This is a genomic window from Sphingomonas sp. F9_3S_D5_B_2, assembly GCF_054263715.1.
Window position 1 is genome coordinate 112,108 of record NZ_JBSZFB010000003.1, and the last position, 18,238, is coordinate 130,345.

Consider the following 18,238-nt stretch of genomic DNA (forward strand, 5'->3'; position numbering starts at 1 on the left):
CCGTCTTGAGTCGGAGGTATGTTTCGACGGGGCCGCTGTCAATCAGGTGCGGTGCAGCGAACGACGAATCGTTCGCCAGAAGCGAGGGCCGCTCGCCGCCTAGAAGGGCTTCACGATTACCAGGACGACAATCAATGCCGCTGCGATGCCGGGCACCTCGTTGAGCATCCGAAGAGCGCGGTTGGACAAGGGCCGCTCGCCACGCGAAAGCTTCTTTCCGTAAAAGGCGAGCCAGCCCTGGTAGCCACTCAGCAGGATAACGAGCAGGAACTTGGCATGAAACCAGCCCATGCTGAACGCACCGATGTCGAACGCCAGCATGAGTCCGAGCACCCACACGATCACCATCGCCGGCGTCAGAATGATCGACCGCACGCGCGCCTCGCGTTCGATCCAGGCGCGGTCCTCCGGCGAGCCAGCCGCCGTCTCGTGGTGATAAACGTAGAGGCGCGGCAGCAGGAAGAGACCGGCGAGCCAGAAAATGACGAAGGTCACGTGGGCCGCCTTCACCCAAGGGTAAGCGACACCGAGGAAGCCCGTCAGCTGATCCACTAAGCCCCCTTCACCAGAGCAACCAGCTCCTCGACATGTGCGATCGGCGTGTCCTGCAGGATTCCGTGCCCTAGATTGAAGATGTGTGGCCGCGCAGCGAACGCGTCAAGCATGCGCGCGACGGCGGAACGAAGCGTCTCGCCGCCGGCGAGCAATGCAAGCGGATCGAGATTGCCCTGGACGGGAAGATCGGACGGCAGCTCGCCATCGGCCCACGCGGGGTCCACCGTCTCGTCCAGGCCGACGGCGCTCACGCCCGTTTCGCGGGCGTAAGCGGCGATCTTCCCGCCGGCGCCCTTGGGGAAACCAATGACCGGCAGGTCCGGGAAGCGGCCGCGGAGCCGCTGCACCAGCCGTGCTGTCGGAGCGATCACCCATCGCTCGAACTCGGCTGGTGCGAGGCTGCCGGACCAGCTGTCGAACAACTGCACCACCTCTGCCCCCGCTTCGACCTGACCGCAGAGATAGTCGATCGTGACTGCCTCGATCCGCTCGATGATCTCACTGAAGGCTTGCCGGTCGCCATAGGCAAGTCGCCGCGCTTCCGCCTGCTCGCGGCTACCCTGGCCCGCCACCATGTACGTCGCGACGGTCCACGGCGCCCCGGCGAACCCGATCAGCGTGGTTGCCGGATCGAGCGCCGCCTTCACCTTCGCGACCGTCGCGTAAATCGGGTCGAGGCGCGCGGGGAAGCTTTTGAGGTCGTCCAGCCTGGCGGCAGCCAGAGGGGGTGTCAGGCGCGGCCCCTCGCCCGCGACGAAAGTCAGGTTCTGGCCGATCGCGAACGGCACGATCAGAATGTCCGAGAACAGGATTGCCGCATCGAACTTCGGAAACCGGCGCAGCGGCTGGAGCGTCACATCGGCAGCCGCATCGCTGTCGTAGACCAGATCGAGAAAACTGCCCTTGTCACGCCGAAGCTCGCGGTATTCAGGCAAATAGCGACCGGCCTGTCGCATCAGCCACATGGGTGCCGGGTCGCGCCGTTCCCCGCGGAGCACGGCAAGCAAGGGCTTTTCGGCTCCAGCCGGCGACCGGTCGTCAGGCTGCAAGGCCACTCTCTTCTCTTTCTTATATATAATTAGAAGAAGATTGATGTTGTTATTGGGCAGGGGACAGCGGGGTTTAGGCAGCGCTCCCGCATTTGCCAACAAGTGCCGTTGCGCCGCTGTCTCCGAAGAGTCGCGAGTCGCTTCAAGTTGCGCCCGTGATTCACAGGCTGGGGGCGAGATTCATCCCCGTGGATAAAAGGATGAACAAGGGTCGACCGAATGGCCGGAAATGGCCGCGTTGGGCATTCCCCCATCTTCGCGCTAGGTCTGTGCAGTGCTTTTTCCACAAGGTTGTCCGATTGACCCTGATCCTCGCCTCCGGAAGCCAGATCCGTCACCAGATGCTTGCGGGTGCCGGTATCGAACATCGGGTCGTGAAGCCCGACGTCGACGAGGCGCTTGTCAAAGCTCGGTTGAGCGTGCCGGAAGAGGTAGCAAGCGATCTTGCCGCCGCGAAGGCGCTGACGGTCAGTTCTAGGAATCTCGAGGACTGGGCGATCGGGAGTGACAGTGTCCTCAGCATCGAGGGGCGGCTGTTCGACAAGCCGGCCGATCGTGCACAAGCGACCGACCACCTGCGCTATTTCTCCGGGAAGACGATGCAGCTGACGAGCGCGGTCGCACTCGCTCGCCGCGGCGCAGCGGAGTGGCGGTACGTCGAGACTGCCGAACTGCACGTCCGTCCGCTCAGCGACACATTCATCTCCGAGTATCTGGACGAAGAGTGGCCGGAGGTGAGTTATTGCGTGGGCGTATTCCGGATGGAGGCGCGCGGGGTCCAGCTCTTCTCCTCGTTACGCGGCGATTACTTCACCATTCTGGGCATGCCGCTGCTGCCCTTGCTCGGCGCTCTCCGCGAGCGGGAAGTAATTCCGTCATGACGAAGCTGGCACTCACCGGTTCGATTGGCATGGGCAAGTCGACCGTAGCCCAGATGTTCGCACGCGCGGGAATCCCGGTGTTCGATGCCGATGCGGAAGTGCGGCGGATGCAGGCGAACGATCCGCAGCTGATCGCAGCCATCGGCGAGCGCTTTCCGGGCACTGTTACCGGCACCGTGCTCGATCGAGAGGCATTGGCGGCTCACGTCCTTGGACGGCCGGAGGAGCTCGAAGCGCTGGAGGAGATTGTCCATCCTGCGGTTCATGCGGCCCGTACGCGCTTCATTCTTGGGAACCAGGGCCGTCCTGCGCTCCTGTTCGACATTCCGCTGCTGTTCGAAACCGGTGGCGAGGAGGCGTTCGACAAGGTGATCGTCGTGTCTGCTCCGGCTGCTGTTCAGCGTGCGCGGGTGCTCGACCGCCCGGGTATGACGGCTGCCAGGCTCGACGCGATTCTAACCCGCCAGACGCCCGACGAGGAAAAGCGCCGCCGCGCGGATTTCGTCGTCGACACCGGCACTGATCTATCCACAACCGAAGCCCAGGTGGCGGAGGTTCTCGCTTGCCTCGGGCTCGGGGGAGGAGGATAGATTCTCGCATGCGGGAAATCGTTTTCGATACCGAGACGACGGGTCTGAGCCCGGCCGGCGGCGACCGGATGGTGGAGATTGGCTGCGTCGAGATCGTCAATCGTTGCGAGACGGGCCGTCACTTCCACGCATATTTCAACCCCGAGCGGCCAATGCCGGCGGAAGCGGAGGCCGTGCACGGGCTGAGCACGATATTTCTTTCCGACAAGCCGCGCTTTTCGGAAGTTGCCGAGGAATTGCTCGCTTTCATCGAGGACGCGCCCCTCGTCGCCCACAACGCCACCTTCGACTTTGGCTTCCTCAATCACGAGTTCGAGCGGTGTGGGCGCACCGGCGTGTGCACGAGCCGGATGGTCGACACGCTGACGCTCGCCCGCTCCCGTCACCCCGGCGCCAAGCACAGCCTTGATGCCTTGTGCATGCGCTTCGGCATCGATCGCAGCCATCGCGTGAAGCACGGCGCACTTCTGGACGCCCAGTTGCTGGCCCAGGTCTATGTCGAACTGACCGGTGGACGGCAGATCGGGCTTGGCCTGGTTGCCGACACCGGGGCGCTCAACGTCGCCGCCTCGGCATCGTCCGTTCGGGTGCGGGAACGTCGTGAGCCGCGGCCGCACGCACCCTTGGTCGAGGAACTCAATCGCCACCGAGCGTTTATTGAGAAGCTCGTCAATCCGCTCTGGTCACGTTTCGCGGAGCTCGGTTGACGGGTCTTCGAGGGCGGTCCTAAGCGCCCGCCACCAGTCGGGAGCATGCACAAGTGGACGTTCGGGTCTCGGGTCACCAGGTCGAAACAGGGGAATCGTTGCGGGAGATTGCGGCAACACGCATCGCCGAGATCAGCGAAAAATATTTCTCGCGGGGGATCGGGGCGAACGTCACCTTCAGCCCCGGGCCGAACAATGATTTCCACTGCGACATCGTCGCGCCGGTCGTGCAAGGCGTCGTCTTGAAGGCTAGCCATAGCGGGCGAGAGCCGCAGATCGCCTTCAATGGTGCTGCCGACCGGATCGAAAAACAGCTTCGCCGTTATACGAGGCGACTGAAGGACCATAAGGCCGACGAGACTGCCGCCTATGTCGAGAACGCCGCCTACACCGTCTTCTCGGGCGGACCGGACACCAGCGAGGACGACGTCGCCGATGCCCCCACCATCGTGGCCGAGACGCGCGTCGACATACCGGACTCAAGCGTCTCGGACGCGGTGATGCTCATGGACCTGCGCAACACCGGCGCCCTGATGTTCAGGAATTCGGCGACTGGCGAGTTCAACATGATTTATCGCCGCGAAGACGGGAACATCGGTTGGGTTGAGCCGCACACCGACTGACACCATCAATTTCAGCGGTCCGTGCTCGAGGGCTCGCCAAGCAAGAGTGCATTTCAATGCAACTGTCCGAATTCCTCGACTTCGACGCAATTAATACCAGGCTTTCCGGCAACAAGCGGTCGCTGCTGCAGCAGCTGTCGAACATTGCCGGTCAGCGGCTCGGTATCGATTCGGCGGAGATCCTGGCCAGCCTCAGCGAGCGCGAGCAGCTCGGCTCGACAGGCTTCGGCCAGGGCGTCGCTATTCCGCACGGTAAGATCGAGGCGCTCGGCAGGATTTATGGACTGTTTGCGCGCCTTGCGGAGCCGATCGATTACAAGGCGATCGACGGCCGGCCGGTGGACCTTGTCTTCCTCCTCCTCTCGCCGACTAACGCCGGCGCCGAGCACCTGAAGGCGCTAGCTGCGGTCAGTCGGGTGACTCGCAACGTTCCGACGCTGGAGAAAATGCGCGGCGCCGACAGCCGGGACGCCCTCGCCGCGGTGCTGATGGGGGCGGATGAGCGCGACGCCGCCTGAAGGAGGATGAGCGACGGCCGCCTCGCCGCGGAGCTCGAAGCGACCGGCCTGCTGAGGCGCGTCCAGGCCCAAGGAGACTTTGCAACTCTCTTGCGCAAGGGCGACCCGCACAGCGGAGCGCTGCTACTTCTGATCACCAGCCGAGGCGCCCATTTCGGGTGTCTGGAACGCGTGCTCAACCTCGACGGTCGCTACGCCTGGCAGCGCTGTGGACCGCCCGAATCGGCAAGTTCCGCCGACGTTAGGGATTTCCTCGCGCGACGAACTCGGTTCGACCCAGATTTGTGGGCGATCGAACTGGACATCGCGGCACCCGAACGGTTCATCGCTGAAACGACCGCTTCGGGTTGACCATCCGGTTCGTCGCGGTGAAACCCTGCTCAACAACAAGAGCGGGGGGCATTCTCCGACCGGAAAGAACCGGCGGGATGCCACGCGAGACGGGGAATCACTAAAAGGGGCCAAGCGGGAAGCACTCCGCTTATCTATTCTGCCTTATAATAGTGTGATTCACCGCACGTTTTGCGGTTTTCATGTTCGTATCTATTCGATCGTCGGTACTTCTTTGCCTTGCCTTGTGCGCGAGTTCTGTAACTCCCGCTATTGCCGGAGAGGCCAGCGAGCCAACCGTGGCAGCAACGCAGGCGATCATGCCGCAGGTTGCCACTCCAGAAGTTCTCGACATCGACGGCAAGCCCACCCTTTCGGGCGGCGACACCGAGACCATCTCTCCAGTTCAAGACGCTGCTCCCGTCGCAACTCCTGCGGTTGCTCCAGCCGGCGATCTCTCCGAGGTCGTTGCGCAGCTGCGCGATGCAGATGCCGGTAGTCACGAGCTCGAATGCCTCGCCACCGGCGTTTATTTCGAAGCGAAGAGCGAGCCGCTCGCCGGCCAGTTGGCGGTAGGCAAGGTCATCGCCAATCGCGCTGCCTCGGGCGGCCGCTTCCCGCCGTCTTACTGCGGCGTCCTGTTCCAGCGCGGGCAGTTCTCGTTCATCCACGGACGCGCCCTCCCGTCGGTCTCGCACTCGAGCCGCCAGTGGCAGACTGCCGTGGCGATCGCCAAGATCGTCGACGGCCACCTGAAGGAGTCCGCGGTCGGCAATGCCCTGTTCTTCCACGCGCGTTACGTCTCGCCCAGCTGGCGCCTGAAGCGCGTCGCCGCGATCGGCAACCACATCTTCTATCGCTAATCGGAAGCGGCGGGGCGAGCGGGACTGCTGAACGGCAGTCCCGCTCACTTCTATAATACTAGTGCATTGGCGGTGTTCTCCGGATGTTCTATCGAGCGCCGGTGGCCACACAGCTTGATTCTTCCTGCTTCCGCGATGCACCGCCGATCGCCGCGGAGGTCGCACGCGGAGTCACGCGCCTGCTGTGCCGACATGACCTGTTCGCGATTTGCGAAGTGCCACTCCCGAACGGCCGCCGCGCCGACATCATGGCGATCGATCCCAAGGGCGGGCTGACGATCGTCGAGATAAAGGTGGCGAAGTCCGACCTCGTCGGAGACTGCAAGTGGCGCGACTACCTCGAATATTGCGATCGCTTCTACTGGGCAGTGCCACCGAGCCTGGCAGCGATCCTGGACGAAGAGCGCTACCTGCCGGGCGAGGCGGGGCTCATCGTCGCCGACCGCTACGATGCCGCCATCGCCCGCAATGCAGCGCACCGGCCGCTGGCAGCCGCTCGCCGGAAGGCCGAGGTGCTTCACTTTGCGCGCAGGGCTGCACGGCGTCTTGCCGCCCAGATTGACCCCACGCTGGGCGAGGGCCGCTAGGCGCCTGCCTTCGGCTTCTTCTGCTCGATCATTTGCAGGATCTCGCGCGAGCGGTTGTCCCGCTTCGCATAGTCGCGGGCCGAGAAACCGGCGACTGAATCTGTCCGGTCCGGGTTGGCGCCTTGATTGAGTAAGACCTTGGCGATCCGCGGCTCGCGTAGCTGCACCGCGATGATCAGTGGAGTCTCGCCGCGCCGGTTTGCCGTGTCGACCTTGGCGCCAGCGCTGATCAGCCACTCGACGGCTTCCGCATAGCCCGACTTGGCAGCCGCGATCAGAGGCGTGTCGCCGTCCTGGCCGGCGAGATTCGGGTCGGCGCCCCCGTTGATCAGGAAGGCAGTAAACGCCTCGTCGTTGTTGCTGATGGCCGCGATCAGGGCGGTGTCGCCTTTCGCACCCTTGGCGTCGACGATCCGGCGTCCGACGGACTGATACAATTGCATGGCCTTCCCGGTATCGCGGCTGCGCACTGCGCTGACGAAGTCGGATCCCTTGGTGCCGTTGTCCTGAGCGACGGAGGCCGTGGTCGATGCCGCGAAGCACAGGCCCGCCAATGCCAATTTCATAAACTTCATGGACTTAGCCCCACCGGTACGCGCTTGATCGGCGTTGGATAGCAGAGCAAGGGTGGCCTTGTCATGAACGCTGCCGGTCCGCGCTTCTGGGAAAAACCGCTTGCCGCGTTGAACAGCGGCGAGTGGGAAGCACTGTGTGACGGCTGCGGCCGCTGCTGCGTTCACAAGATCGAGGACGAGGAAACTGGCCTGCTCTACGCGACGAACGTCGCCTGCAAGCTGCTCGACCGCCGCAACGGCCGCTGCCTCGACTACAAGCACCGCATGAAACATGTTGCCGATTGCGTGAAGCTCGACCGCAGGTCGGTCGACGGGCTCGACTGGCTTCCCGAGACTTGCGCCTATCGCCTGCGCGCCGCGGGCGAGCCGCTTCGTGAATGGCACTATTTGATCTCCGGCAGTCGCGAGACCGTACACGAGGCAGGCCAGTCGACGCGCGGCTGGACGGTCAGCGAAGAGGATGCCGGCGAACTGGAATGGCATGTCGTCGATCGGCCGCTCTGACCTGCTGGTGACAGCCGGCGACCTGCCGGTGCCCGTCGAAATTCGTCCACTCCGCACCGCCCGCCGCGTGCGTTTGCGCTATGACGAGGTCCGCGGCGTCCTGAAGCTGACTTGTCCAGCGTCGATGAGCCGCCGCAAGGCGGTCGCGTGGGCCCTCGATCAGCGTGATTGGATCGACGCCCAGATCAAGCGCGCTGAGCAGCCGCAGCCGTTCGTCGCCGGATCGACCATCCCGGTGGCAGGGGAGGAGGTGCGGCTGATCTGGGATCCGGACGCGCCCCGCACTCCGCAACTCGCGCCTGGCGAACTGCGCTGCGGCGGCCCTGAAGGGGGCTTCGAGCGCCGCATCGAGACCTATCTGAAGAAGCTCGCACTGCAGACCATGAGCGCCGAAGTGGCTGAATACGCGCAAAAGGCGCAGGTGCGGCCCAGCAGCGTTAGCGTCGGGGATGCCGGCGCTCGCTGGGGCAGCTGCTCGTCAGAGCGCCGGATCCGCTTGAGCTGGCGGCTGATTCTCGCCCCACCCGCAGCGCGCCGGTACGTCGTGGCGCACGAGGTCGCCCATCTGGTTCATCTGGATCACAGTCCTGACTTCAAGCGCGTCGAGGCCCAGCTGTACGGTCCTGGCCTGGCCAGCGCGAAAGCCGAGCTGCGGCTAGTAGGGCCTCGGCTCCGGCTGTTCGGGCGGAGGCGCTGACCCGTCCTGCTGCTGTTGCGGGTCGGGATAAGCGGGACGTGGCTGGCGCTGATAGGGCTGACGGACGCCAGGCTGTCCTTGCGGAGCCGGTGGGAACGCCTGGTCGAGTTCCTGCTGGCTTGGGTCTCCGGTGCCGTCCGGGCGGATCATCGGCGGCGGCCCCGAATTGTCGCCCGGCGCGGCCGGGAACGGATCTCCATTCTCGTCGACGAGCGGCTGCCCTGCACTGCTCTGATCGAGCGCCTGGTCGCCGAACAGCTCCTCTTCGGGCGTCAGCTGCCAATCAGGCATCGGCACTTGCGTCTCGAACGGCTCGGCCGGCCGGTTCGCCACAGCGACGGTCATGAAATCATGGAAGGCGCGCGCGGGTGCAGTACCGCCCTGCAGCCCCGCGATCGGCTTGGCATCGTCGCGGCCCATCCACACGCCCGTGGTAAGGCCGCTCGAGAAGCCGATAAACCAGCCGTCCTTGTTCGAGGTCGTGGTGCCGGTCTTGCCGGCCACCGGACGGCCGATCTGGGCGGAACGGCCGGTCCCGCTCAGCACGGCCGATTGCAGCAGATCGGTCATCTCGGCAGCAACCCACGGTGCGACCAGCACCCGATTCTCCGAAGATTCGTGCTGGTAGAGCAGTCGACCGTCAGCGGTGACAACCTTGCGGATCGCGTAAGGGCTGACGGCTACCCCCTTGTTGGCGACGGCAGCGAAGGCGCGGGTCATCTCGATCAGCCGTACGTCGCTGCTCCCGAGCACCATCGACGGGTAGGTGGAGATCGGCGTGGAGATTCCGAAGCGCCGCGCCATGTCGGCGATGGTGCTGAACCCGACCTGGGCGCCGATCTTCGCGCTGATGGTGTTGATCGATCGCGAGAATGCTTCCCGCAGCGTGACCTGGCCCAAGTTGGTCCGCGTCGAGTTGCGTGGGGTCCAGCCGTCGATCGTGACGGGCGAATCGACGATCGTGTCGGTCGGCTTCATCCCCGATTCGAGCGCCGTCAGGTAAACGAACAGCTTGAACGCGGAGCCCGGCTGGCGCGTGGCCTGCGTGGCGCGGTTGTAGATCGAGTTGATGTAGTCCTTGCCGCCGACCATGGCCCGCACGGCGCCGTCGCGGTCGAGCGAAACGAGAGCGCCCTGGGCGCCCTTGGGAGCATTGGCTGCAATCGCCCGATCGGCCGCAGCCTGCATGCCGGTGTCGAGCGTCGTCCAGACGTCGATCGGATCCTGCGTCTGGTCGATGAGGGTGTCGAGCTGCGGCAACGCCCAGTCGGTGAAGTAGCGGACACTGTTCTGTTTCGTCGTCGGCTGGATGCGGATCTGCGCGGGATCGACAGCGTCAGCCGCCGCCTCGCTGATGAAGCCGTTCTTCGCCATCGTTTGCAAGACGACGCCGGAGCGTGAGCGCGCTGCCTCGACATCGGCGGTGGGCGAGTAATTGGACGGTGCCTTCACCAGCCCGGCGATGATCGCGGCTTCGCCAAGGCTCAGATGATCGGCGCCGTGTCCGAAGAAGCGGCGTGAAGCGGCATCGATGCCGTATGCGCCGCCGCCAAAATAGACGCGGTTCAGGTAGAGTTCGAGCACCTGGTCCTTGCTGAACTTCCGCTCGAGCGCGAGCGCCAGGATTCCTTCCTTGATCTTGCGCCCGAAATTGCGGTTGTTCGTCAGGAAGATGTTGCGCGCGAGCTGCTGCGTGATGGTCGAGGTCGCACTGACCCGATGACCCTTGGTGACCGCGGAAACGATCGCACGGCCGATGCCGATGGGATCGACGCCGAGGTGACTTCGAAATCGACGGTCTTCGGTCGAGATCATCGCCGCCCGCATCTCCGGCGGGATTTGGTCGTAAGACAACCATTGCCCGAAGCTCGGGCCCATCGACACCAGCACCTGCCCGTTGGCGGCGCGCACCCGGATCATCTGGCCGAGGTCGGACCGCTTGGTCAGCTCGGAGTAACTCGGCAGGTAGGAGGTCGCGACTGCGACCGCGACGATCAGCGCGAGAATGCCGACCAGCGCCGAGTAGGCCAGCCACTTGATAGTCGTCATGAAAGTCGAGCGCCCGGATGATGCGCTGGCGGTGGGCGTACGGGCCATTCGTCAAGCTGGATAGGAACTAGTCCGCCGCTCGACAATAGCCGTAAGCTACTTGTCCTCGCTCCTGTCGAACTCGAGCGCTGCCGAGTTGATGCAGTAGCGCAGCCCTTCTGGCCCGGGACCGTCCGGGAAGACGTGGCCGAGGTGACCTTCGCAGCGGGCGCAGCGCACTTCCGTGCGGATCATGCCGTGGCTGGAATCTGAGTGCTCGTCGACGGCGTCAGGCGACATCGGGGCCGTGAAGCTCGGCCAGCCACTGCCGCTTTCGTACTTGGTGTCCGTGGAGAACAGCGGCTCCCCGCACGCGGCGCAGCGGAACTCGCCCTTGTCCTTGACGTGGAGGAGCGCGCCGCTGCCCGGCGGCTCGGTCCCGCCCTGCCGGAGAACGCGATATTGTTCAGGGGTGAGGGTTGCGCGCCATTCGGCGTCGCTGCGGTCGATCTTTTCCATGAACGTGACCCTGCGCTGGCGGTTATTAGCCGCCCATTAACCCTGTTTTAGCTCCTCCCCAATAGAGCGGGGCCATGGGCCGGCCTGTGAACATCGCCATCATCGCGGCGCTCGTCTGCTGTGTGGGCGCATCGGCCGCTATCGGGCAGTGCCGGTTGTGCAAGACGCCGACGACGAGCCGCATCGATTCTGCCGACGCGGACAAGGTGGCGCTCGAGGTCGAGACCAGCCTGAACTTTGACAAGCTGATCGTCGACGGCAGCGGCAGCGGAAGCGCCACGATCCGTCCCGACGGCTCCACCCAGAACGTTGGCGCAGTCACTGATGTCAGCCCGCGCGCGATGGTCGGCACGGTCGTCCTCCATGGCCAGCCCGGGCGCACGATCCGCATCGAGCTGCCCAGCCGAATCGTTCTTCATTCGCTAAGTGGCGGTCAGATCAGCTTCGACGATGTGGTCAGCGACCTTCCTTCACTGCCGCGACTCGATTCAACGGGAAAGCTGACGTTCCGATTCGGCGGACGCCTTCGCGTTACCGGTGATGCCGAGGGGCAGTACCGGGGCGACCTTCCGATCACTGCGGAATACCTCTGAGCGAGACTGCTCCAGAGCGGAGACATTCCTAACCGCCGTTTAACCATCCCTTTGAGGGAAGCCGTAAGCGGGCAAGGTTAATGGGGATGCCACGGGTGACCGGGACAACGGCCAGCCGCCAAACGTTCGAAACTGTGGGGATTGAACCAGATGACCAATTTCATTCGTATGACCTCGCTGGCGGCGACGGTTGCAGCCCTTGCGCTCACGGCCACGCCGGCCGCGGCCGTTACCGGTCCGACCATCGTTCAGCCGGACAAGCAGGCCACCGCGACCGCTCGCGTCGTCAAGCCGCTGACGCTGACCTGGGTGCGTGACCTCGACCTCGGCACGATCGTGCTGTCGGGTTCCGGCTCGTGGACCGGCGCGACCGTCGGCATCGACAAGGCAGGCGTATTCAGCTGCACCAGCCTCAACGTGACCTGCTCAGGCGCGACGAAGACCGCCGGGTACAAGATCACGGGTACGAACAACCAGATCGTCACCGTGAATGCCGGCAATGTGACCCTGAAGAATCAGGCCGACACGACGAAGACGCTGACGCTGACGGTCGACAGCCCGGCGACGGTGGACCTGGCCAGCTCCGGCTCTTCCGGCACGCCGCTCAACATCGGCGGCAGCATCACGGTTGCGTCCGACACGCTCGACGGCACGTACGTCGGCGATTTCGCGGTTACCGTGAACTACTAATCCTCGTTCCGGCTTCGGCCGGTCCGACCAGCGAAGGGGCTGCCGGAGACGGCGGCCCCTTTTCTTGTGCTTGCGGTGCAGGGCCGCGACTCCTCACTGGCCCATGGTTGACCGAAATTAAACCATTACGGAGGTAATCCGCACGGTCGGGGACATCTCGTTCCGGAGAGACAGAGACGTGCGCCATGTTGCCCGCAGGGGCATTCGGACAATCGGAGTATTGGTCGTGGCTTTCGCCGCGTCCGCTCCCGCGTCCGCGGCGCCGACCGCAACGGTCTCGGCCACCATCGTCAAGCCTCTGACGCTGACCTGGCTCAAGGATTTGAACCTCGGCTCGATCGTGCTTGGTCCGGGTACCTGGAGCAACGCCAAGGTATCGATCAGCCAGGCGGGCGTGTTGAGCTGCACCAATGCGAACGTCACCTGCATGGGTGTCACGTCGGTCGCGCAATATAACGTTGTCGGCACTAACAAGCAGACGGTCCACATCAACGTGCCCAACGTGACCATGGTCAACCAGAGCGACGCGACGAAGACGGTGACGCTCACGGTCGACAGCCCGACGTCGCTGACTCTGGCGAACTCCGGCCAGCCCGGGTCGAACTTCAGCATTGGAGGATCCGTCACGGTCAGCTCGACGAGCCCCGACGGCCTCTACACCGGCACGTTCAACGTGACCGTAGACTACTGAGCGCAGCCGCAGGGTCGATTCACCGATCATGGTTGACCGAAAATCAACCATTCCGGAACAATAATCGAGCGAACAATCCACAACGGACCAAGGTGGGGCTCGCGATCATGAAATCATTCGTTCTCTCAGTGCTCGGAACAGCCGCGGCTATGCCGCTTCTCGCGCTTTCCAGCTCTGCTCAGGCAGGCGTTGGCGACCTGCTCGTAGCGCCGACGCGGATCGTCCTCGACGGACGCAAGGGCGCCGAAGTCATCCTGAACAACATCGGCGAAGAGCCCGCGACGTACCGCGTCTCGGTCGAGTTCCGCCGGATGACCGACGACGGCCGTCTCGTCGACGTAACCGAGCCGACGACCGAGGACAAGCTTGCCCAGGACATGATCGTCTATGCGCCGCGCCGCGTTACGCTGGCGCCGCATCAGCCGCAGGCGATCCGCATTTCGGCCCGCGCTCCGCAGGGCCTAGCCGACGGCGAATATCGCGTGCACATGCTGTTCCGCGCGATCCCGCCGGCCACTCCGGTGGCTGCAGCTTCAGCGAGCCCGGGCGACGCGCCAAAGGGCCTGCATTTCCAGCTCATCCCGGTCTACGGCGTCACCATCCCGGTCATCGTCCGGCTCGGCAATCTCCAGGCCACGGCAGGAATCGCCAACGTCCGCCTCGACAAGGCTGACGGCAAGCCGGTCGTCGATCTCGACCTCAGCCGCTCGGGCGCTCGCTCCACCTTCGGCGAGGTCCGCGTCCTCAAGGGCGGCGTGAAGAATCCGATCGCCATCCAGAAGGCCGTCGCCGTCTACAAGGAAATCGGCGTTCGCCACGTCTCGGTTCCGATCGACCAGAGCTTCCAGGGCGACCCGCGCGGACCCGTGACCGTCCAATATGTCGAGACCTTCGACGACGGCTCGCACGTCATCGCTCAGACCGACGCCGAGCTCCGCTAGGAGAGCACGGAGGCGGAGGCTCTCACCATGCCGGGCGGCCGCAAGTGGCTGCGCAAGGCCGTTATGCTGCTGGCGCTCTGCGCCGGCGGCGTTTCGGCGTCCACGGCACCCGTAGTCTCCGCCAAGTCCTGGACCGCCGATCCCGACGATCAGTTCCTGCTCGATGTCGACATCCACCAGTTCAAGCTCGGCGACGGAGTCCGCGCCTACAACACGCCGGAAGGCACCTGTGTCGTCTTAGGCGACTTTCTGACGACTCTAGACGTGCCGGTGAAGGTCGACCTGGTCGCGAAGAAGGCGAGCGGCTGGGCATTCAAGGAAAGCAACCGCATCGACGTGGATGCGGCTGCGATGCAAGTCACGCATGCCGGTAGGACCGAGGCGATCACACCCGGCACCATCCGCGAGACGCCCGAAGGCTGGTGCGTGCAGACCGCCGCACTGTCGCGCTGGTTCGGCATCAGCGTGAAGCCGGTGACATCGGGATCGGTGCTGTTGCTCGAGTCCGACGTCAAGCTGCCGGTCGAGCTCGCGATGGAGCGCCAGCAGCGCGCCCAGCACCTCAAGCCCGCGGCGTTCGATCTGGCCGGCCTGCCCCAGGTCCGCCTGCCCTATCGCATGTGGCGCGCACCGGCTCTCGACTTCGTCGTCAGCGCCGGCGTGACGTACCGTCCCAAGCAAGGCATGCGCATCGATCGCCGGGCATCGGTCTACGCGGCCGGCGAAATCGCGCGCATGTCCTACGACGCGCAAATGACGACCACCGACAAGGGCGTGCCAAGCAGTGTCAGGGTCCGTGCGTACCGCTCCGATCCAGACGCCGGCCTGCTCGGGCCTTTGCATGCAACACATTTCGGTGTGGGCGATGTGGTCGGCTTCGACAGCCGGTTGAGCGGATCGGCGGCAAGCGGCCGCGGCGCGCTTGTCACCAATCGTCCGCCGACGACGCAAACGGCGTTCGATCGCACGCGCTTCGAAGGCGACCTGCCGATCGGCTGGGATGCCGAGATCTATCGCAACGGCGAGCTTCTGGGCTTCGCGAAATCGGACGGCAGCCAGCGCTACGTCTTCGACGACGTTCAGCTTCTCTATGGCGAGAACCGCATCAACATTATCCTCTACGGCCCCCAGGGCCAGATGACGACCCGATCGGAATTCATCAACGTCGGCCAGGACAACGTTCCGAAAGGCAAAACTTGGTACTGGGCGGGCTTCAATGAGCCCGGCCGTGACCTGTTCACGATCCAGAAGCCCCCCGATTCGAACTCGCAACCCAGAGCGCAGGCGAGTCTCGCACTCGAGCATGGCATCGACGACAGGACGTCCGTCGGTGCACTCGCGCGCATGATGCTCATCGACGATGAGCGCGTTACGGTCATGGAGGGCTCGGTTCGTCGTTCGATCGGCCCCGCCATGATCGAAGTATCCGGCGCGAAAGAGACGGGCGGCGGAACAGCTGCGCGAGCCCAACTTCTCGGCAAATTCGGCCAAGTCAACGTCAGCGCAGAAGCGCTTGTCGCGAACGATTTTCATTTGCAGGGCGGACGCGAACGAACCTTCCGTAATGCAGGTGTCGCTGTCGATGCTCCTCTGCGGATCGGCCGGACGGTGGTTCCCGCACACGCGGATGTGCACGTTACCGACTTCATGGACGGCACGTCGCAGGTTGAAGCAGCAGCGCGGATGTCCGCGAACATCAACCGCTTCAACCTTGGTGCGGCGCTAACCTACACGAAGCAGCACCTGGCCTCCGGCCGTGCGCCACCCGGTCAGCTGAATCTCGACTTCATTGGGAGCGGCCACATCGGCGACGTGCGGATCCGTGGCGAGACAAGCTTCGACATGACACCCGCGCGGTTCCGATATGCGGAGCTGTCGGCCTACTGGTCGGCGTCCGAGGATGCCGATTGGGAAGGCAGCGTCGGCTATGACGGCGAGGGCCATCGCGGCCGTGTCGCACTCACGCACGTCCGCAGGTTCAGGAGGATGGCGGTGGCGCTGACCGGCGAGGCTGCGACTGACGGCGCTGTCGCGTTCGGCGTGAACCTCAACTTCTCGCTCGACCCGTCGCGAGGCTTTGCGCTGTCGCGGCGTCCGCTTGCGCAATCCGGCATCGTCCACGCCCTCGTGTACCGAGATCTCAACGACAACGGCCTCCGGGACCGCTCGGAGCCGGTCCAGAAGGGAGCCCTGATCACGACCGGCACGCGCCAGTCAGACGACCCGACGGACTCGAGCGGCTCCGTGACAATCGCGGGGCTCAGCGCGTTCGTCCCGGTCGCCGTCGGTATCGACGAAACCAGCCTCGACGATCCAATGCTGGTGCCGAAGAAGGCGCTACAGGTCGTCGTTCCGCGTCCCGGCGTGCCCGCGGAGGTCGAGATCGGCCTCGTCGGCGGCGGCGACATCGAGGGTGCGGTGGTCAAGAGCGGCGGCGTCGGCTTCGAGGGTCTCGACCTCGAGCTCGTCGACGGTGCGGGCAAGGTCGTCTCGACAGCGCGCAGCGATTTCGACGGCTTCTTCCTGTTCGAGCGGGTGCCCTACGGCAGCTATTCGGTGCGCGTCGCCAGCAGTTCGGCGGCGGCAGCGAAGATTGCCGTCGACCTCAACATCCGTGCTGCAGTCACGCCGGAGAAGTCCACCGTCCGCCTCGGCGCGGTCCACGTGACCAGCGTCCCGGCGATTGCCGCAACGGACACTCACCCGAACCCGTAGTATGCCGATTGAGAGCTGACGTCGCCGGGCCCGTGATCAGACTGGTGCGGTCGAGAAGACTCGAACTTCCACGGCCTTTCGGCCACAGCGACCTCAACGCTGCGCGTCTACCAGTTCCGCCACGACCGCACGTCATGAAATGAGCGAGCGCACCCGAAAGGGCGGCCGCCACTGGCAAGGCGGCGCCTCTAGCAAAGCCCCCAACAGCGCGCAATGCCGCTACTGATCACCTTGCTCGGCGGCTATTTTGTCCCAGCCCGGGACGGTCCTTAAGACTTTCTTTACCATTCGCTCGACCGCGCGTTACGTGGCGCAATGGTTCTTCTGATTGCATCCGTGCTAGCTTCGTCGAGTGCGCCGACATCGCCGCCCCGCGTCGCGGTGGCGCCGCTTGTGCAGGCGCGCGCGACGGTACGGATCCTCGCGGGCGCAAGACTGCAGCTCGGCCACGCGAACGGCGTCGAAGGGCAGCAACTGCGGTTCACTCAAGTGTCGACGCCGCAGGGCATTCGGAAGGCCCGCCTGGTCGAGTTCGAGTAGGCTAGGCTTTCGGCGCGCCGAGGCTGATCGTCAGGTCCTCGCCGCCGGCCGGAACGCTGACTTCCGTACTGTTGAATGACGCGCTTGCTCCGGGGCCAAGGCTCGGCGCGGGGGGCGCAATCGTCCAGCTGTAGATGACCCGGCCGTTGCGGCTCTTGAGCTGCGCGTAGATGGGCGGGATCGTGTGCGTCGCTTCGGTCGGGTTGATGACCCTGCCGCTGATGGTCAGGGACTCCTGCCCGCTCGCGAGCTTCTGCCGGTCCGGATGGGTGATCATCAATTCAAGCGGCGTCGCCGCATCCGCGAGCCCGACCCGCGCCTTCCACTCGGCAGGTGCAAGGAACCAGAAGGCTGCCGCTACCGCTGCGATGACGATGACCAGGATAGCGACCGCGAGAAGCGGGCTCCGCCGGCGCGGCTCACGCTGGTCGCGATCCGCGAACGGGCTGAACTCATCATAAGGCTGCGGCTCGATCGCGGGCGGCAGATCGTAGTCATCCTGCTCTGACCGCGGCACTTCGAAGTCGGACGACAAGCCCGTGGCAACGAGCCCTCTCTCCGGCGTAGGGCCCGCGACCGTGTCGGCGCTTTCAGGTTCAAGCGGCGGCTCAACATCGGCCGTTTCCTCGGCGCCGATGATCGCTTCCTCGTAAGCGCGTTCCTCGGCTTCGGGACCGCTGCGCGGTTCGATCAGCGTCGCCTCGGCAATGGACTCATCGTCCGCTGCGCGCTCCTCGGCGAAAGACGGTTCGTCGACAGCTGCGGAAGCCTCAGGGTTCGGTGCCGCTTCAGGCGGGGGAACCGCTTCCTCCTGCTGCGCGCCAGGGTCCTGGTGCCAACTGTGCTTGCAAGCTGCACAGCGGACCTGGCGCCCTTCGGGGGGAATGGCGCCATCCTTCACCAAATATTGCGTTCCGCAACTCGGGCAGGTGAGGATCATTTCACAAAAAGCCCTCTTCCGGGACGGTCAAGCGCGGGTAAACAGGAATGCGTAGCTGTTGGCAAGGCGGGGACCTTCGCGCAACGATGGCTGCAAGCGGGA

22 protein-coding genes and 1 tRNA gene are annotated in these 18,238 nt (G+C 64.6%); 16 read left to right on the forward strand and 7 right to left on the reverse strand.

Annotated elements, in window-relative coordinates; all coding sequences use genetic code 11:
- Positions 1-99: 99 nt before the first annotated feature.
- Together ACUXST_RS09090 and hemE are read right to left on the reverse strand one after the other, a co-directional pair.
- The gene (locus ACUXST_RS09090) at positions 100-552 is read right to left on the reverse strand and encodes a CopD family protein (RefSeq protein ID WP_458389661.1); all 453 of its coding nucleotides are present in this window, start codon (positions 550-552) and stop codon (positions 100-102) included.
- Positions 552-1,604: a uroporphyrinogen decarboxylase gene (gene hemE / locus ACUXST_RS09095; protein ID WP_458390037.1), complete on the reverse strand. Its 1,053-nt coding sequence runs from the start codon at positions 1,602-1,604 to the stop codon at positions 552-554. The genes ACUXST_RS09090 and hemE overlap by 1 nt, the downstream gene beginning before the upstream one ends.
- Positions 1,605-1,903: 299 nt before the next feature.
- On the opposite strand from hemE, the gene ACUXST_RS09100 reads away from it, so the two are divergent.
- The 8 genes from ACUXST_RS09100 to ACUXST_RS09135 all read left to right on the forward strand — a co-directional run bounded on the left by ACUXST_RS09100 (position 1,904) and on the right by ACUXST_RS09135 (position 6,703).
- On the forward strand, positions 1,904-2,485 hold the full coding sequence (locus ACUXST_RS09100; RefSeq protein WP_458389662.1) for a Maf family protein: 582 nt from the start codon (positions 1,904-1,906) through the stop codon (positions 2,483-2,485).
- A complete protein-coding gene (gene coaE / locus ACUXST_RS09105) occupies positions 2,482-3,075 on the forward strand; it encodes a dephospho-CoA kinase (protein ID WP_458389663.1) in 594 nt (197 codons plus the stop codon). The genes ACUXST_RS09100 and coaE overlap by 4 nt, the downstream gene beginning before the upstream one ends.
- Positions 3,076-3,083: 8 nt before the next feature.
- Entirely contained in the window at positions 3,084-3,782 is a 699-nt protein-coding gene (gene dnaQ, locus ACUXST_RS09110) for a DNA polymerase III subunit epsilon (protein WP_458389664.1), read from the forward strand.
- A gap of 53 nt (positions 3,783-3,835) precedes the next feature.
- Positions 3,836-4,405 carry a ribosome hibernation-promoting factor, HPF/YfiA family gene (gene hpf / locus ACUXST_RS09115; protein WP_458389665.1) on the forward strand — a complete coding sequence of 190 codons (570 nt, stop codon included), beginning with the start codon at positions 3,836-3,838 and terminating at the stop codon, positions 4,403-4,405.
- Positions 4,406-4,461: 56 nt separating this feature from the next.
- On the forward strand, positions 4,462-4,923 hold the full coding sequence (locus ACUXST_RS09120; protein ID WP_458389666.1) for a PTS sugar transporter subunit IIA: 462 nt from the start codon (positions 4,462-4,464) through the stop codon (positions 4,921-4,923).
- Between the two features lie 6 nt (positions 4,924-4,929).
- A complete protein-coding gene (locus tag ACUXST_RS09125) occupies positions 4,930-5,274 on the forward strand; it encodes a DUF1491 family protein (RefSeq protein WP_458389667.1) in 345 nt (114 codons plus the stop codon).
- Between the two features lie 278 nt (positions 5,275-5,552).
- Complete coding sequence (locus tag ACUXST_RS09130; RefSeq protein WP_458389668.1) at positions 5,553-6,116, forward strand: cell wall hydrolase; 564 nt, start codon at positions 5,553-5,555, stop codon at positions 6,114-6,116.
- A 101-nt stretch (positions 6,117-6,217) separates the two neighbouring features.
- Complete coding sequence (locus ACUXST_RS09135; protein WP_458389669.1) at positions 6,218-6,703, forward strand: MmcB family DNA repair protein; 486 nt, start codon at positions 6,218-6,220, stop codon at positions 6,701-6,703.
- On the opposite strand, the gene ACUXST_RS09140 is transcribed toward ACUXST_RS09135, so the two are convergent.
- Positions 6,700-7,278, reverse strand: coding sequence for an ankyrin repeat domain-containing protein (locus ACUXST_RS09140; RefSeq protein ID WP_458389670.1), 579 nt, complete (start codon positions 7,276-7,278; stop codon positions 6,700-6,702). The genes ACUXST_RS09135 and ACUXST_RS09140 overlap by 4 nt on opposite strands.
- A gap of 63 nt (positions 7,279-7,341) precedes the next feature.
- Between ACUXST_RS09140 and ACUXST_RS09145 the strand changes: the two genes are divergently transcribed.
- A complete protein-coding gene (locus tag ACUXST_RS09145; RefSeq protein WP_458389671.1) occupies positions 7,342-7,782 on the forward strand; it encodes a YcgN family cysteine cluster protein in 441 nt (146 codons plus the stop codon).
- Positions 7,739-8,479 carry a M48 family metallopeptidase gene (locus ACUXST_RS09150; RefSeq protein ID WP_458389672.1) on the forward strand — a complete coding sequence of 247 codons (741 nt, stop codon included), beginning with the start codon at positions 7,739-7,741 and terminating at the stop codon, positions 8,477-8,479. Before ACUXST_RS09145 ends, ACUXST_RS09150 begins: the two co-directional genes overlap by 44 nt.
- On the opposite strand, the gene ACUXST_RS09155 is transcribed toward ACUXST_RS09150, so the two are convergent.
- Both ACUXST_RS09155 and msrB read right to left on the reverse strand, forming a co-directional pair.
- Complete coding sequence (locus tag ACUXST_RS09155; RefSeq protein ID WP_458389673.1) at positions 8,438-10,576, reverse strand: PBP1A family penicillin-binding protein; 2,139 nt, start codon at positions 10,574-10,576, stop codon at positions 8,438-8,440. The genes ACUXST_RS09150 and ACUXST_RS09155 overlap by 42 nt on opposite strands.
- Positions 10,577-10,624: 48 nt before the next feature.
- Complete coding sequence (gene msrB / locus ACUXST_RS09160) at positions 10,625-11,026, reverse strand: peptide-methionine (R)-S-oxide reductase MsrB (protein ID WP_458389674.1); 402 nt, start codon at positions 11,024-11,026, stop codon at positions 10,625-10,627.
- A gap of 74 nt (positions 11,027-11,100) precedes the next feature.
- Between msrB and ACUXST_RS09165 the strand changes: the two genes are divergently transcribed.
- The 5 genes from ACUXST_RS09165 to ACUXST_RS09185 all read left to right on the forward strand — a co-directional run bounded on the left by ACUXST_RS09165 (position 11,101) and on the right by ACUXST_RS09185 (position 16,656).
- A complete protein-coding gene (locus tag ACUXST_RS09165) occupies positions 11,101-11,619 on the forward strand; it encodes a DUF4402 domain-containing protein (RefSeq protein ID WP_458389675.1) in 519 nt (172 codons plus the stop codon).
- Between the two features lie 150 nt (positions 11,620-11,769).
- Complete coding sequence (locus tag ACUXST_RS09170) at positions 11,770-12,309, forward strand: DUF4402 domain-containing protein (RefSeq protein WP_458389676.1); 540 nt, start codon at positions 11,770-11,772, stop codon at positions 12,307-12,309.
- A 226-nt stretch (positions 12,310-12,535) separates the two neighbouring features.
- The gene (locus tag ACUXST_RS09175; protein WP_458389677.1) at positions 12,536-13,000 is read left to right on the forward strand and encodes a DUF4402 domain-containing protein; all 465 of its coding nucleotides are present in this window, start codon (positions 12,536-12,538) and stop codon (positions 12,998-13,000) included.
- 107 nt (positions 13,001-13,107) lie between these two features.
- A complete protein-coding gene (locus ACUXST_RS09180) occupies positions 13,108-13,941 on the forward strand; it encodes a fimbrial biogenesis chaperone (protein ID WP_458389678.1) in 834 nt (277 codons plus the stop codon).
- Between the two features lie 27 nt (positions 13,942-13,968).
- Complete coding sequence (locus tag ACUXST_RS09185; RefSeq protein ID WP_458389679.1) at positions 13,969-16,656, forward strand: MSCRAMM family protein; 2,688 nt, start codon at positions 13,969-13,971, stop codon at positions 16,654-16,656.
- 42 nt (positions 16,657-16,698) lie between these two features.
- Here ACUXST_RS09185 and ACUXST_RS09190 read toward each other — a convergent pair.
- A tRNA-Leu gene (locus tag ACUXST_RS09190) sits at positions 16,699-16,785 on the reverse strand.
- A 186-nt stretch (positions 16,786-16,971) separates the two neighbouring features.
- Here ACUXST_RS09190 and ACUXST_RS09195 point away from each other — a divergent pair.
- Positions 16,972-17,196: a hypothetical protein gene (locus ACUXST_RS09195; protein WP_458389680.1), complete on the forward strand. Its 225-nt coding sequence runs from the start codon at positions 16,972-16,974 to the stop codon at positions 17,194-17,196.
- 1 nt (position 17,197) lies between these two features.
- Here ACUXST_RS09195 and ACUXST_RS09200 read toward each other — a convergent pair whose 3' ends face one another.
- Positions 17,198-18,136 carry a zinc-ribbon domain-containing protein gene (locus ACUXST_RS09200; RefSeq protein ID WP_458389681.1) on the reverse strand — a complete coding sequence of 313 codons (939 nt, stop codon included), beginning with the start codon at positions 18,134-18,136 and terminating at the stop codon, positions 17,198-17,200.
- Between the last annotated feature and the right edge of the window lie 102 nt (positions 18,137-18,238).